The following is a 15,054-nucleotide window of genomic DNA, read 5'->3' as shown; positions in this document are numbered from 1 at the left end:
GTTGGCAGACAATGGGCAGGATTGTAGGGAATTTACAGACGTAAAAAAAGAGTATGACGATTTTGTTAACAATTTGTGCAATCGGCAGCATCGATAAGCAGGTCAAATTCTCCCGTCATTATCACCTCTGCTACTTAAATTTCCCGCTTTATAAGCCGATTAAATGATGAATAAACGCCCCTGTTAATGAATATCTGGCATGTTGTACTAAAAATCGATGTTTTGCTTTGACAATCCCCTGGTGTTTTGCGAAAACATTCGAGGAAGAAAAAAAACAGTATTCTTATATGCGCATAACCATGCATGTAAATACCATGTTTACCGTGCTAGTGAAATCTACGTATGGCGTGGACAGACGCCATTCGTGATGTCGATAGCTGCCACAAGGCAACGGTCTTCTCACCGTAGACCCAGGCATTGCGCGCCGTGAATCTTCATGATTTCGGTCTATCGTGACGGGTAGCGACTCTGAACAGTGATGTTTCAGGGTCAGACAGGAGTAGGGAAGGAATACAGAGAGACAATAATAATGGTAGATAGCAAGAAGCGCCCTGGCAAAGATCTCGACCGTATCGATCGTAACATTCTTAATGAGTTGCAAAAGGATGGGCGTATTTCTAACGTCGAGCTTTCTAAACGTGTGGGACTTTCCCCAACGCCGTGCCTTGAGCGTGTGCGTCGGCTGGAAAGACAAGGGTTTATTCAGGGCTATACGGCGCTGCTGAACCCCCATTATCTGGATGCATCACTTCTGGTATTCGTTGAGATTACTCTGAATCGTGGCGCACCGGATGTGTTTGAACAATTCAATACCGCTGTACAAAAACTTGAAGAAATTCAGGAGTGTCATTTAGTATCCGGTGATTTCGACTACCTGTTGAAAACACGCGTGCCGGATATGTCAGCTTACCGTAAGTTGCTGGGGGAAACCCTGCTGCGTCTGCCTGGCGTCAATGACACACGGACATACGTTGTTATGGAAGAAGTCAAGCAGAGTAATCGTCTGGTTATTAAGACGCGCTAACACGGAACAGGTGCAAAATCGGCGTATTTTGATTACACTCCTGTTAATCCATACAGCAACAGTACTGGGGTAACCTGGTACTGTTGTCCGTTTTAGCATCGGGCAGGAAAAGCCTGTAACCTGGAGAGCCTTTCTTGAGCCAGGAATACACTGAAGACAAAGAAGTCACATTGACAAAGTTAAGTAGCGGCCGCCGCCTTCTGGAGGCGTTGCTGATCCTTATTGTCCTGTTTGCCGTCTGGTTGATGGCTGCCTTACTAAGCTTTAACCCTTCGGACCCCAGCTGGTCGCAAACGGCCTGGCATGAACCTATCCATAATTTAGGTGGGATGCCCGGTGCATGGCTGGCAGATACGCTGTTCTTTATTTTTGGCGTGATGGCTTACACCATTCCCGTCATTATTGTCGGCGGTTGTTGGTTTGCCTGGCGTCATCAGTCCAGCGACGAATACATTGATTATTTTGCCGTTTCGCTACGCATCATTGGCGTTTTGGCGCTCATCCTTACCTCCTGTGGTCTGGCGGCAATCAACGCTGACGATATCTGGTATTTTGCCTCCGGTGGCGTCATTGGCAGCTTACTAAGCACTACGCTACAACCACTGCTACACAGTAGCGGGGGAACTATTGCGCTGCTCTGCGTTTGGGCTGCGGGTCTGACGCTGTTCACCGGTTGGTCATGGGTGACCATTGCTGAAAAACTCGGCGGCTGGATTTTAAATATTCTCACCTTCGCCAGTAATCGTACCCGTCGCGATGATACCTGGGTCGATGAAGATGAGTATGAAGACGACGAAGAGTATGAAGATGAAAATCACGGCAAACAGCATGAATCACGCCGTGCCCGTATTCTTCGCGGCGCGCTAGCGCGTCGTAAACGGTTGGCGGAAAAATTCATTAATCCGATGGGGCGGCAAACAGATGCTGCGTTGTTCTCCGGTAAGCGGATGGATGATGAAGAAGAGATTACCTACACTGCACGCGGTGTGGCTGCCGACCCTGACGACGTCCTCTTTTCGGGCAATCGTGCAACGCAGCCAGAATATGACGAATACGATCCATTATTAAACGGTGCGCCAATTACCGAACCTGTTGCTGTAGCAGCTGCTGCTACCACTGCGACACAAAGCTGGGCTGCGCCGGTTGAACCTGTGACTCAGACGCCGCCTGTTGCCTCTGTTGATGTTCCACCTGCACAACCTACAGTAGCCTGGCAGCCTGTACCGGGGCCACAAACGGGAGAGCCGGTTATTGCTCCTGCACCGGAAGGTTATCCACAGCAGCTACAATATGCGCAGCCTGCAGTGCAATATAATGAGCCGCTGCAACAACCTGTACAGCCACAGCAGCCGTATTATGCGCCAGCAGCGGAACAACCTGTGCAACAACCTTACTACGCTCCTGCGGCGGAACAACCTGTTCAGCAGCCGTATTACGCAACTGCGGCGGAACAGTCTGCGCAACAGCCGTATTACGCCCCTGCGCCAGAACAATCGGCGGCAGGTAACGCCTGGCAAGCCGAAGAGCAGCAATCCACTTTTGCTCCACAGTCTACATACCAGACTGAGCAAACTTATCAGCAGCCAGCCGCTCAGGAGCCGTTGTACCAACAGCCGCAACCCGTTGAACAGCAGCCTGTTGTGGAGCCTGAACCCGTTGTAGAAGAAACAAAACCCGCGCGTCCGCCGCTTTACTATTTTGAAGAAGTGGAAGAGAAGCGTGCCCGTGAACGTGAACAACTTGCGGCCTGGTATCAACCGATTCCTGAACCGGTTAAAGAACCAGAACCGATCAAATCTTCGCTGAAAGCACCTTCTGTTGCAGCAGTACCTCCAGTGGAAGCCGCTGCCGCTGTTTCCCCTCTGGCATCTGGCGTGAAAAAAGCGACACTGGCGACGGGGGCTGCCGCAACCGTTGCCGCGCCAGTCTTCAGTCTGGCAAATAGCGCTGGACCGCGTCCGCAGGTCAAAGAGGGGATTGGCCCGCAGTTGCCACGACCGAAACGTATCCGCGTGCCAACTCGTCGTGAACTGGCGTCTTACGGTATTAAGCTGCCCTCACAGCGTGCGGCAGAAGAAAAAGCCCGTGAAGCCCAGCGCAATCAGTACGATTCCGGCGATCATTATAACGATGATGAAATCGATGCGATGCAGCAGGATGAACTGGCACGTCAGTTCGCCCAGACACAGCAGCAACGCTATGGCGAACAGTATCAACATGATGTGCCCGCGAACGCAGAAGATGCAGATGCTGCGGCAGAGGCTGAACTGGCTCGTCAGTTTGCTCAAACTCAACAACAACGTTATTCCGGCGAACAACCGGCTGGGGCGAATCCGTTCACGCTGGATGATTTTGAATTTTCGCCAATGAAAGCGTTGCTGGATGATGGTCCACACGAACCGCTGTTTACGCCAATTGTTGAACCTGTACAGCAGCCGCAACAACCGATTGCACCGCAGCAACAGTATCAGCAGCCGCAGCAACCAGTTGCGCCGCAGCCGCAGTATCAGCAGCCGCAACAGCCGGTTGCACCGCAGCAGCAATATCAGCAGCCACAACAACCGGTTGCGCCGCAGCAGCAATATCAGCAGCCGCAACAGCCGGTTGCACAGCAGCCGCAATATCAGCAGCCGCAACAGCCAGTTGCGCCGCAGCCGCATGATACCCTGCTTCATCCGCTGTTGATGCGCAATGGTGACAGCCGTCCGTTGCATAAACCGACGACGCCGCTGCCTTCTCTGGATTTGCTGACACCGCCGCCGAGCGAAGTGGAGCCGGTAGATACCTTTGCGCTTGAACAAATGGCGCGTCTGGTGGAAGCGCGTCTGGCTGATTTCCGTATTAAAGCCGATGTCGTCAATTACTCTCCGGGGCCGGTTATCACTCGCTTTGAACTTAACCTGGCACCGGGCGTAAAAGCGGCGCGCATTTCTAACTTGTCACGGGACCTTGCCCGTTCACTTTCGACGGTGGCGGTGCGTGTCGTTGAAGTTATTCCTGGCAAACCCTATGTAGGTCTGGAGTTACCGAATAAAAAACGACAAACCGTTTATCTGCGCGAAGTATTGGATAACGCCAAATTCCGCGATAATCCGTCGCCATTAACCGTGGTGCTGGGTAAAGATATCGCCGGTGAGCCGGTGGTTGCCGATCTGGCGAAAATGCCGCACTTGTTGGTTGCGGGGACTACCGGTTCCGGTAAGTCTGTCGGGGTGAACGCGATGATCCTGAGCATGCTTTATAAAGCACAGCCAGAAGATGTGCGTTTCATCATGATCGACCCGAAAATGCTGGAGCTTTCGGTTTATGAAGGCATTCCGCATCTGTTAACGGAAGTCGTTACCGACATGAAAGATGCTGCCAACGCTTTGCGCTGGTGCGTAAATGAAATGGAACGTCGTTATAAGCTGATGTCCGCCCTAGGTGTGCGTAATCTGGCGGGTTATAACGAAAAAATTGCTGAAGCCGATCGCATGATGCGTCCGATTCCAGACCCGTACTGGAAGCCGGGTGACAGTATGGATGCCCAGCATCCGGTGCTGAAAAAAGAACCGTACATTGTGGTGTTGGTGGACGAATTTGCCGACCTGATGATGACGGTAGGTAAAAAAGTGGAAGAGCTTATAGCACGTCTGGCGCAAAAAGCCCGTGCCGCGGGTATCCACCTCGTACTGGCAACGCAGCGTCCATCGGTTGATGTTATTACTGGTCTGATTAAAGCGAATATTCCGACCCGTATCGCCTTTACCGTATCCAGTAAGATTGACTCACGTACCATTCTTGATCAGGCTGGTGCGGAATCACTGCTGGGTATGGGGGATATGCTCTACTCTGGGCCGAACTCCACGTTGCCGGTACGTGTCCATGGTGCTTTTGTTCGCGATCAGGAAGTTCATGCCGTGGTGCAGGACTGGAAAGCGCGTGGTCGCCCACAGTATGTTGATGGCATCACCTCCGACAGCGAAAGCGAAGGTGGCGCGGGCGGTTTCGATGGCGCTGAAGAGCTGGATCCGTTGTTCGATCAGGCGGTGCAGTTTGTCACTGAAAAACGCAAAGCATCAATTTCTGGCGTACAGCGTCAGTTCCGCATTGGTTATAACCGTGCAGCGCGTATTATCGAACAGATGGAAGCGCAGGGGATTGTCAGCGAACAGGGGCACAACGGTAATCGTGAAGTGCTGGCCCCACCGCCGTTTGACTAATTAATGCATCGTAGGCCGGATAAGGCTCGGTAGCGTCGCATCCGGCACTCTAACAACTGAAAATTCAGTATTTTCTTCTTTCCTCAAGCTGATTATTAGCCTGGAATAGAGAGTAGAGGGAACTCCCGATCGGGAGTGACGTAATTTGAGGAATAATGATGAAAAAAATTGCCATCACCTGTGCATTACTCTCAAGCTTAGTAGCAAGCAGCGTTTGGGCTGATGCCGCAAGCGATCTTAAAAGCCGCCTGGATAAAGTCAGCAGCTTCCACGCCAGCTTCACACAAAAAGTGACTGACGGTAGCGGCGCGGCGGTGCAGGAAGGCCAGGGCGATCTGTGGGTGAAACGTCCAAACTTATTCAACTGGCATATGACTCAACCTGATGAAAGCATTCTGGTTTCTGACGGTAAAACACTGTGGTTCTATAACCCGTTCGTTGAGCAAGCTACGGCAACCTGGCTGAAAGATGCCACCGGTAATACGCCGTTTATGCTGATTGCCCGCAACCAGTCCAGCGACTGGCAGCAGTACAATATCAAACAGAATGGCGATGACTTTGTCCTGACGCCGAAAGCCAGCAATGGCAATCTGAAGCAGTTCACCATTAACGTGGGACGTGATGGCACAATCCATCAGTTTAGCGCGGTGGAGCAGGACGATCAGCGCAGCAGTTATCAGCTGAAATCCCAGCAAAATGGGACTGTGGATGCAGCGAAATTTACCTTCACCCCGCCGCAAGGCGTAACGGTAGATGATCAACGTAAGTAGAGGCACCTGAGTGAGCAATCTGTCGCTCGATTTTTCGGATAATACTTTTCAACCTCTGGCCGCGCGTATGCGGCCAGAAAATTTAGCACAGTATATCGGCCAGCAACATTTGTTGGCTGCGGGGAAGCCGTTGCCGCGTGCTATCGAAGCCGGGCATTTGCATTCTATGATCCTCTGGGGGCCACCGGGTACCGGCAAAACAACCCTCGCTGAAGTGATTGCCCGCTATGCGAACGCTGATGTGGAACGTATTTCTGCCGTTACTTCTGGCGTGAAAGAGATTCGCGAGGCGATCGAGCGCGCTCGGCAAAACCGCAATGCTGGTCGCCGCACTATTCTTTTTGTTGACGAAGTTCACCGATTCAACAAAAGCCAGCAGGATGCATTTCTGCCACATATTGAAGACGGCACCATCACTTTTATTGGCGCAACCACTGAAAACCCGTCGTTTGAACTTAACTCGGCACTGCTTTCCCGTGCCCGTGTCTATCTGCTGAAATCCCTGAGTACAGAGGATATTGAGCAGGTGCTTACTCAGGCGATGGAAGACAAAACCCGTGGCTATGGTGGTCAGGATATAGTTCTGCCAGATGAAACGCGACGCGCCATTGCTGAACTGGTGAATGGCGACGCGCGCCGGGCGTTAAATACGCTGGAAATGATGGCGGATATGGCCGAAGTCGATGATAGCGGTAAGCGGGTCCTGAAGCCTGAATTACTGACCGAAATCGCCGGTGAACGTAGCGCCCGCTTTGATAACAAAGGCGATCGCTTTTACGATCTCATTTCCGCACTGCATAAGTCGGTACGTGGTAGCGCACCCGATGCGGCGCTGTACTGGTATGCGCGAATTATTACTGCCGGTGGCGATCCGTTATATGTCGCGCGTCGCTGTCTGGCGATAGCGTCGGAAGATGTGGGTAATGCTGATCCACGAGCGATGCAGGTGGCAATTGCGGCCTGGGATTGCTTTACCCGAGTTGGCCCGGCGGAAGGAGAACGCGCCATTGCTCAGGCGATTGTTTACCTGGCCTGCGCGCCAAAAAGCAACGCTGTCTACACTGCGTTTAAAGCCGCGCTGGCGGATGCTCGCGAACGTCCGGATTATGACGTGCCGGTTCATTTGCGTAATGCGCCGACGAAATTAATGAAGGAAATGGGCTACGGGCAGGAATATCGTTACGCTCATGATGAAGCAAACGCTTATGCTGCCGGTGAGGTTTACTTCCCGCCGGAAATAGCACAAACACGCTATTATTTCCCGACAAACAGGGGCCTTGAAGGCAAGATTGGCGAAAAGCTCGCCTGGCTGGCTGAACAGGATCAAAATAGCCCCATAAAACGCTACCGTTAATGTTATCGTTGCGGTAATGTTGTTACTGTATCCCTGTGGTCGCAGGCTGTGGCCACATCTCCCATTTAATTCGATAAGCACAGGATAAGCATGCTCGATCCCAATCTGCTGCGTAATGAGCCAGACGCAGTCGCTGAAAAACTGGCACGCCGGGGCTTTAAGCTGGATGTAGATAAGCTGGGCGCTCTTGAAGAGCGTCGTAAAGTATTGCAGGTCAAAACGGAAAACCTGCAAGCGGAGCGTAACTCCCGATCGAAATCCATTGGCCAGGCGAAAGCGCGCGGGGAAGATATCGAGCCTTTACGTCTGGAAGTGAACAAACTGGGCGAAGAGCTGGATGCAGCAAAAGCCGAGCTGGATGCTTTACAGGCTGAAATTCGCGATATCGCGCTAACCATCCCTAACCTGCCTGCAGATGAAGTGCCGGTAGGTAAAGACGAAAATGACAACGTTGAAGTCAGCCGCTGGGGCACCCCGCGTGAGTTTGACTTTGAAGTTCGTGACCATGTGACGCTGGGTGAAATGCACTCTGGCCTCGACTTTGCAGCCGCAGTTAAGTTGACCGGTTCCCGCTTTGTGGTAATGAAAGGGCAGATTGCTCGCATGCACCGCGCACTATCGCAGTTTATGCTGGATCTGCATACCGAACAGCATGGCTACAGTGAGAACTATGTTCCGTACCTGGTTAACCAGGACACGCTGTACGGTACGGGTCAGCTGCCGAAATTTGCTGGCGATCTGTTCCATACTCGTCCGCTGGAAGAAGAAGCAGACACCAGTAACTATGCGCTGATCCCAACGGCAGAAGTTCCGCTGACCAACCTGGTGCGCGGTGAAATCATCGATGAAGATGATCTGCCAATTAAGATGACCGCCCACACCCCATGCTTCCGTTCTGAAGCCGGTTCATATGGTCGTGACACCCGTGGTCTGATCCGTATGCACCAGTTCGACAAAGTTGAAATGGTGCAGATCGTGCGCCCGGAAGACTCAATGGCGGCGCTGGAAGAGATGACTGGTCATGCAGAAAAAGTCCTGCAGTTGCTGGGCCTGCCGTACCGTAAAATCATCCTTTGTACCGGCGACATGGGCTTTGGTGCTTGCAAAACTTACGACCTGGAAGTATGGATCCCGGCACAGAACACCTACCGTGAGATCTCTTCCTGCTCCAACGTTTGGGATTTCCAGGCACGTCGTATGCAGGCACGTTGCCGCAGCAAGTCGGACAAGAAAACCCGTCTGGTTCATACCCTGAACGGTTCTGGTCTGGCTGTTGGTCGTACGCTGGTTGCAGTAATGGAAAACTATCAGCAGGCTGATGGTCGTATTGAAGTACCAGAAGTTCTGCGTCCGTATATGAACGGACTGGAATATATTGGCTAATACCCAATTTTTCTGAATCTAAAAAGCGCCTGCGGGCGCTTTTTTTGTCTCCCTTTGATACCGAACAATAATTACTCCTCACTTACACGTAATACTACTTTCGAGTGAAAATCTACCTATCTCTTTGATTTTCAAATTATTCGATGTATACAAGCCTATATAGCGACCTGCTATAGAAATAATTACACAATACGGTTTGTTACTGGAATCAATCGTGAGCAAGCTTGAGTGAGCCATTATGAAAACGAAAATCCCTGATGCGGTATTGGCTGCTGAGGTGAGTCGCCGTGGTTTGGTAAAAACGACAGCGATCGGCGGCCTGGCAATGGCCAGCAGCGCGTTAACATTACCTTTTAGTCGGATTGCGCACGCTGTCGATAGCGCCATTCCAACAAAATCAGACGAAAAGGTTATCTGGAGCGCCTGTACAGTTAACTGTGGTAGTCGCTGCCCGCTACGTATGCACGTCGTGGACGGTGAAATCAAATATGTTGAAACGGATAATACTGGCGATGACAACTATGACGGCCTGCACCAGGTGCGTGCCTGTCTGCGTGGTCGTTCCATGCGTCGCCGTGTCTACAATCCGGACCGCCTGAAATATCCGATGAAACGAGTCGGGGCGCGCGGTGAAGGCAAATTCGAGCGCATTAGCTGGGAAGAAGCCTACGACATCATCGCGACCAATATGCAGCGCCTGATCAAAGAGTACGGCAACGAATCCATCTATCTGAACTATGGCACCGGTACGCTGGGTGGCACCATGACCCGCTCCTGGCCGCCGGGAAATACCCTGGTCGCTCGCCTGATGAACTGCTGCGGCGGTTATCTGAACCATTACGGTGACTACTCTTCCGCGCAAATTGCGGAAGGTTTGAACTATACCTACGGCGGCTGGGCAGATGGTAACAGCCCGTCGGATATCGAAAACAGTAAACTGGTAGTGCTGTTTGGTAATAACCCTGGCGAAACGCGAATGAGTGGCGGTGGGGTGACTTACTATCTTGAACAGGCGCGTCAGAAATCTAATGCTCGCATGATCATCATCGATCCGCGCTATACCGACACCGGAGCCGGGCGCGAAGATGAGTGGATCCCTATTCGTCCGGGAACAGATGCCGCACTGGTTAACGGTCTGGCGTATGTCATGATCACCGAAAACCTGGTGGATCAGGCATTCCTCGATAAATATTGCGTTGGCTACGACGAGAAAACACTGCCTGCCAGTGCGCCGAAAAATGGTCACTATAAAGCTTATATTCTGGGTGAAGGGCCAGATGGCGTAGCTAAAACGCCGGAATGGGCCTCGCAAATCACCGGTGTTCCGGCAGACAAAATCATCAAATTGGCTCGTGAAATCGGTAGTACCAAACCGGCGTTTATCAGCCAGGGATGGGGCCCGCAGCGTCACGCTAACGGTGAAATCGCAACCCGTGCTATCTCGATGCTGGCGATTCTGACCGGTAACGTTGGTATTAATGGAGGGAACAGCGGCGCGCGTGAAGGTTCATACAGCTTACCGTTTGTGCGTATGCCGACCCTCGAAAACCCGATCCAGACCAGCATTTCTATGTTTATGTGGACCGATGCCATTGAACGTGGCCCGGAAATGACAGCGCTGCGTGATGGTGTGCGCGGGAAAGATAAGCTGGATGTGCCGATCAAAATGATCTGGAACTATGCCGGTAACTGCCTGATTAACCAGCATTCTGAAATCAACCGTACCCATGAAATCCTTCAGGATGATAAGAAGTGCGAGCTGATTGTGGTTATCGACTGCCACATGACCTCATCGGCGAAATATGCTGACATCCTGCTGCCTGACTGCACCGCTTCCGAACAGATGGACTTTGCACTGGATGCATCCTGCGGGAATATGTCTTACGTGATTTTCAACGATCAGGTGATTAAACCGCGCTTTGAATGTAAGACCATCTATGAAATGACCAGCGAACTGGCAAAACGTCTTGGCGTTGAGCAACAGTTTACTGAAGGCCGTACCCAGGAAGAGTGGATGCGGCATCTGTATGCCCAGTCGCGGGAAGCGATTCCTGAACTGCCAACGTTTGAAGAGTTCCGCAAGCAGGGGATCTTTAAAAAGCGCGACCCACAAGGGCATCACGTTGCTTATAAAGCCTTCCGTGAAGATCCGCAGGCAAATCCACTGACCACGCCATCGGGTAAAATTGAGATTTATTCGCAGGCGCTGGCTGACATTGCCGCTACCTGGGAATTGCCAGAAGGCGATGTGATCGATCCACTGCCGATCTACACGCCGGGCTTTGAAAGTTATCAGGATCCGCTGAACAAACAGTATCCGCTGCAGCTTACGGGTTTCCACTATAAATCTCGCGTTCACTCAACTTACGGCAACGTTGATGTGCTGAAAGCGGCTTGCCGTCAGGAAATGTGGATCAACCCGCTTGATGCCCAAAAACGCGGTATCAACAACGGCGATAAAGTCAGGATCTTTAACGATCGTGGTGAGGTTCATATTGAGGCGAAAGTGACGCCACGAATGATGCCGGGTGTGGTCGCACTGGGTGAAGGTGCCTGGTATGACCCGGATGCAAAACGTGTCGATAAGGGAGGTTGTATCAACGTACTGACCACTCAACGTCCGTCTCCTCTCGCTAAGGGGAATCCGTCACATACAAACCTTGTTCAGGTTGAAAAGGTGTAAGGAGTAACCGATGACAACCCAGTATGGATTTTTTATTGATTCCAGCCGTTGCACCGGTTGCAAAACCTGCGAGCTGGCCTGTAAAGACTATAAAGATCTGACGCCGGAAGTCAGCTTCCGCCGCATTTATGAATATGCTGGTGGCGACTGGCAGGAAGATAACGGTGTCTGGCACCAGAACGTGTTTGCCTACTATCTGTCGATTTCGTGCAACCACTGCGAAGATCCGGCTTGTACTAAAGTCTGCCCGAGCGGTGCGATGCATAAACGTGAAGATGGTTTTGTTGTGGTCGATGAAGATGTGTGCATTGGCTGCCGCTACTGCCATATGGCTTGCCCGTATGGCGCACCGCAATATAACGAAACGAAAGGCCATATGACCAAATGCGATGGTTGTTATGACCGTGTTGCGGAGGGTAAAAAGCCGATCTGTGTTGAATCTTGTCCGCTGCGGGCGCTGGATTTCGGCCCTATCGACGAGCTGCGTAAAAAACATGGCGATCTGGCGGCCGTTGCGCCGTTGCCGCGAGCTCACTTTACCAAACCGAATATTGTGATCAAACCCAATGCCAACAGCCGCCCGACCGGGGATACCACTGGCTATCTGGCAAACCCGAAGGAGGTGTGAGATGGGAAGTGGATGGCATGAATGGCCGCTGATGATCTTCACGGTCTTCGGGCAATGTGTAGCGGGTGGTTTTATCGTTCTGGCTTTGGCGCTGCTCAAAGGCGACCTGCGAGCAGAAGCCCAGCAGCGTGTTATTGCCTGCATGTTTGGTTTATGGGTGCTGATGGGCATTGGCTTTATCGCCTCTATGCTTCATCTTGGTTCACCGATGCGCGCCTTTAACTCGCTCAACCGGGTAGGGGCTTCAGCACTCAGTAACGAAATCGCCAGCGGTTCGATCTTTTTTGCTGTTGGTGGCATCGGCTGGTTGCTGGCAATGCTGAAAAAGCTGTCACCGGCATTGCGTACGCTCTGGCTGATAGTGACGATGGTTCTTGGCGTCATCTTTGTCTGGATGATGGTGCGTGTGTATAACAGCATTGATACCGTTCCGACCTGGTACAGCATCTGGACGCCGATGGGCTTCTTCCTGACGATGTTTATGGGCGGCCCGTTACTGGGTTACCTGTTGCTGAGTCTGGCTGGCGTCGATGGCTGGGCGATGCGTCTGCTGCCAGCCATTTCTGTACTGGCACTGGTAGTGAGTGGCGTGATGTCAGTGATGCAGGGCGCAGAGCTGGCGACTATTCATAGTTCTGTGCAGCAGGCCGCAGCGCTGGTGCCGGACTATGGTGCGCTGATGTCCTGGCGGATCGTGCTTTTGGCTGTTGCCCTGTGTTTGTGGATTGCACCACAGCTAAAAGGTTATCAGCCTGCGGTTCCGCTACTATCCGTCTCATTCATTCTGCTTCTGGCAGGAGAATTAATCGGCCGCGGCGTATTCTATGGTTTGCATATGACCGTGGGGATGGCCGTCGCAAGCTAATCAGTAACAACCGGGGTTTCGACCCCGGTTCTCTTTTATTTCTGCTTCGTTAATGTGTCATAACTGGTCATCAAATTACGATAATCAGGAATGTGGTTAGAGAACAACGTCGCCAGTCCTTCAATATCATTACGCCAGTCACGGTGCAGCTCGCAAGCCACGCCGAACCATGTCATCAATTGCGCACCAGCTTGCGACATGCGATCCCACGCCGAATGCCGGGTAATTTCATTAAAGGTCCCTGATGCATCAGTCACGACAAATACATCAAATCCCTCTTCAATGGCTGAAAGCGCCGGGAATGCCACGCAAACTTCGGTTACCACACCGGCAATAATTAACTGTTTTTTACCTGTCGCTTTGACAGCTTTTACAAAATCTTCGTTATCCCAGGCGTTAATATTTCCCGGGCGAGCAATGTAAGGTGCATCGGGGAACTGTGTTTTCAGTTCTGGAACTAATGGGCCGTTAGGACCGGTTTCAAAACTGGTGGTAAGAATAGTAGGTAAGTTGAAATACTTAGCCAGGTCGCCCAGCGCCAGCACGTTATTTTTAAACTTATCGGGTTCGATATCCCGTACAAGGGAAAGTAAACCAGCCTGGTGATCAACAAGCAAAACGGCAGCATCATTTTTATCAAGACGAACATACGGTTTGGTCATCCTCTTCTCCTTTCGAGAGTCAGTGGTACGTCTGAAATCGGTCAGACGCGATGCATTGCTCTGAAAGCATAGACGGGAAATATGAGTTTGCTGTGACCATGAAATTTTTCGACTGAACGAAGCGTATGAAATTTGTATTAGATCAATAAAAACAATCAGATGAGATTAATCGTCTCTCCAGCATTAGCGTTATGAATGAGTAATATAAATCGATAATACCTCCGCTGCGATATGCGCGTATTTTCACCCATTGACAATGTTTTTGGCGGTGGCATGATGCGCATGAAATTTGAACTTCCTCACGGTTTTAATTCATGTCCACGTATACCCGGCCTGTCATGCTTTTGCTGTCTGGCCTGCTTTTGTTGACTCTGGCGATCGCAGTGTTAAATACACTCGTACCGCTTTGGCTCGCCCAGGAACACATGTCCACATGGCAGGTAGGCGTTGTCAGCTCATCCTATTTTACCGGCAACCTGGTCGGTACATTGCTGACAGGGTATGTCATTAAGCGCATTGGCTTTAACCGCAGCTATTATCTGGCCTCCTTCATTTTTGCCGCTGGCTGTGCCGGCCTTGGTCTAATGATTGGATTCTGGAGCTGGTTGGCTTGGCGTTTTGTCGCCGGCGTCGGCTGTGCCATGATTTGGGTGGTTGTTGAGAGCGCGCTGATGTGCAGTGGGACGTCACGTAACCGTGGGCGTTTGCTTGCTGCGTATATGATGGTTTATTACGTGGGAACGTTTTTAGGCCAGTTACTGGTCAGCAAAGTTTCAACCGAGCTGATGTCCGTATTGCCGTGGGTTACAGGTTTGACGTTGGCAGGGATCTTACCGTTGTTGTTTACGCGTGTGCTGAATCAGCAGGCTGAAAACCATGATGCGACGTCAATTACGTCAATGCTAAAACTCCGTCAGGCGCGGCTTGGCGTGAATGGCTGCATTATCTCAGGAATCGTTCTGGGATCTCTATATGGCCTGATGCCGCTGTACCTCAATCACAAAGGGGTGAGCAATGCCAGCATTGGTTTCTGGATGGCGGTACTGGTCAGTGCGGGTATCCTTGGACAATGGCCGATTGGACGTCTGGCGGATAAGTTTGGTCGACTGCTGGTGTTGCGTGTTCAGGTCTTTGTCGTCATTCTCGGCAGTATCGCGATGCTTAGCCAGGCGGCGATGGCCCCAGCGTTATTCATCCTCGGTGCCGCTGGCTTTACGCTATATCCGGTGGCGATGGCATGGGCTTGCGAGAAAGTTGAACATCATCAACTGGTGGCGATGAACCAGGCCTTACTGTTGAGCTATACCGTGGGAAGTCTGCTTGGCCCGTCATTTACTGCCATGCTAATGCAGAATTTCTCCGATAATTTATTGTTTATCATGATCGCCAGCGTATCGTTTATCTATTTGCTGATGCTGCTTCGCAACGCCGGTCATACGCCGAAACCCGTTGCTCACGTGTAAATGAATTCAAGCAGAGTGTG

At 51.5% G+C, this 15,054-nt stretch carries 10 protein-coding genes; 9 read left to right on the top strand and 1 reads right to left on the bottom strand.

Going from position 1 to position 15,054, the window contains the following annotated elements:
- The first annotated feature begins 529 nt into the window (after positions 1-529).
- The 8 genes from lrp (at position 530) to dmsC (ending at position 12,909) form a co-directional block, all read left to right on the top strand.
- Entirely contained in the window at positions 530-1,024 is a 495-nt protein-coding gene (gene lrp, locus ACJHWK_RS07080) for a leucine-responsive transcriptional regulator Lrp (protein WP_000228473.1), read from the top strand.
- A gap of 134 nt (positions 1,025-1,158) precedes the next feature.
- Complete coding sequence (ftsK, locus tag ACJHWK_RS07075) at positions 1,159-5,226, top strand: DNA translocase FtsK (protein ID WP_001522753.1); 4,068 nt, start codon at positions 1,159-1,161, stop codon at positions 5,224-5,226.
- Positions 5,227-5,384: 158 nt separating this feature from the next.
- Positions 5,385-5,996 carry an outer membrane lipoprotein chaperone LolA gene (gene lolA / locus ACJHWK_RS07070; RefSeq protein WP_001522754.1) on the top strand — a complete coding sequence of 204 codons (612 nt, stop codon included), beginning with the start codon at positions 5,385-5,387 and terminating at the stop codon, positions 5,994-5,996.
- A gap of 10 nt (positions 5,997-6,006) precedes the next feature.
- Positions 6,007-7,350 carry a replication-associated recombination protein RarA gene (rarA, locus tag ACJHWK_RS07065; RefSeq protein WP_000067755.1) on the top strand — a complete coding sequence of 448 codons (1,344 nt, stop codon included), beginning with the start codon at positions 6,007-6,009 and terminating at the stop codon, positions 7,348-7,350.
- A 90-nt stretch (positions 7,351-7,440) separates the two neighbouring features.
- Positions 7,441-8,733: a serine--tRNA ligase gene (gene serS, locus ACJHWK_RS07060; RefSeq protein WP_000886683.1), complete on the top strand. Its 1,293-nt coding sequence runs from the start codon at positions 7,441-7,443 to the stop codon at positions 8,731-8,733.
- A 238-nt stretch (positions 8,734-8,971) separates the two neighbouring features.
- Positions 8,972-11,416, top strand: coding sequence for a dimethylsulfoxide reductase subunit A (gene dmsA / locus ACJHWK_RS07055; RefSeq protein WP_000850305.1), 2,445 nt, complete (start codon positions 8,972-8,974; stop codon positions 11,414-11,416).
- A 10-nt stretch (positions 11,417-11,426) separates the two neighbouring features.
- Positions 11,427-12,044, top strand: coding sequence for a dimethylsulfoxide reductase iron-sulfur subunit DmsB (gene dmsB / locus ACJHWK_RS07050; protein ID WP_000213098.1), 618 nt, complete (start codon positions 11,427-11,429; stop codon positions 12,042-12,044).
- 1 nt (position 12,045) lies between these two features.
- Positions 12,046-12,909 (top strand): dimethyl sulfoxide reductase anchor subunit DmsC, encoded by an 864-nt coding sequence (dmsC, locus tag ACJHWK_RS07045; protein WP_000534633.1) that lies wholly within the window; start codon positions 12,046-12,048, stop codon positions 12,907-12,909.
- Between the two features lie 35 nt (positions 12,910-12,944).
- Here dmsC and ycaC read toward each other — a convergent pair whose 3' ends face one another.
- Positions 12,945-13,571 (bottom strand): isochorismate family cysteine hydrolase YcaC, encoded by a 627-nt coding sequence (ycaC, locus tag ACJHWK_RS07040; RefSeq protein ID WP_001522756.1) that lies wholly within the window; start codon positions 13,569-13,571, stop codon positions 12,945-12,947.
- A 314-nt stretch (positions 13,572-13,885) separates the two neighbouring features.
- Between ycaC and ACJHWK_RS07035 the strand changes: the two genes are divergently transcribed.
- The gene (locus ACJHWK_RS07035; RefSeq protein WP_000109288.1) at positions 13,886-15,034 is read left to right on the top strand and encodes an MFS transporter; all 1,149 of its coding nucleotides are present in this window, start codon (positions 13,886-13,888) and stop codon (positions 15,032-15,034) included.
- Positions 15,035-15,054: the final 20 nt, after the last annotated feature.

This window comes from Escherichia sp. WS547, assembly GCF_046486065.1.
Taxonomy (GTDB): Bacteria; Pseudomonadota; Gammaproteobacteria; order Enterobacterales; family Enterobacteriaceae; genus Escherichia; species Escherichia coli.
This window is presented reverse-complemented; position numbering and strand designations above follow the sequence as displayed.

Excerpts from the sequence above, each read along its gene's own strand:
- serS (WP_000886683.1), top strand. The coding sequence starts at position 7,441 with ATGCTCGATCCCAATCTGCTGCGTAATGAGCCAGACGCAGTCGCTGAA.
- ACJHWK_RS07035 (WP_000109288.1), top strand. The coding sequence starts at position 13,886 with ATGTCCACGTATACCCGGCCTGTCATGCTTTTGCTGTCTGGCCTGCTT.
- ycaC (WP_001522756.1), bottom strand. The coding sequence starts at position 13,571 with ATGACCAAACCGTATGTTCGTCTTGATAAAAATGATGCTGCCGTTTTG.
- dmsB (WP_000213098.1), top strand. The coding sequence starts at position 11,427 with ATGACAACCCAGTATGGATTTTTTATTGATTCCAGCCGTTGCACCGGT.
- dmsA (WP_000850305.1), top strand. The coding sequence starts at position 8,972 with ATGAAAACGAAAATCCCTGATGCGGTATTGGCTGCTGAGGTGAGTCGC.
- lolA (WP_001522754.1), top strand. The coding sequence starts at position 5,385 with ATGAAAAAAATTGCCATCACCTGTGCATTACTCTCAAGCTTAGTAGCA.
- lrp (WP_000228473.1), top strand. The coding sequence starts at position 530 with ATGGTAGATAGCAAGAAGCGCCCTGGCAAAGATCTCGACCGTATCGAT.
- dmsC (WP_000534633.1), top strand. The coding sequence starts at position 12,046 with ATGGGAAGTGGATGGCATGAATGGCCGCTGATGATCTTCACGGTCTTC.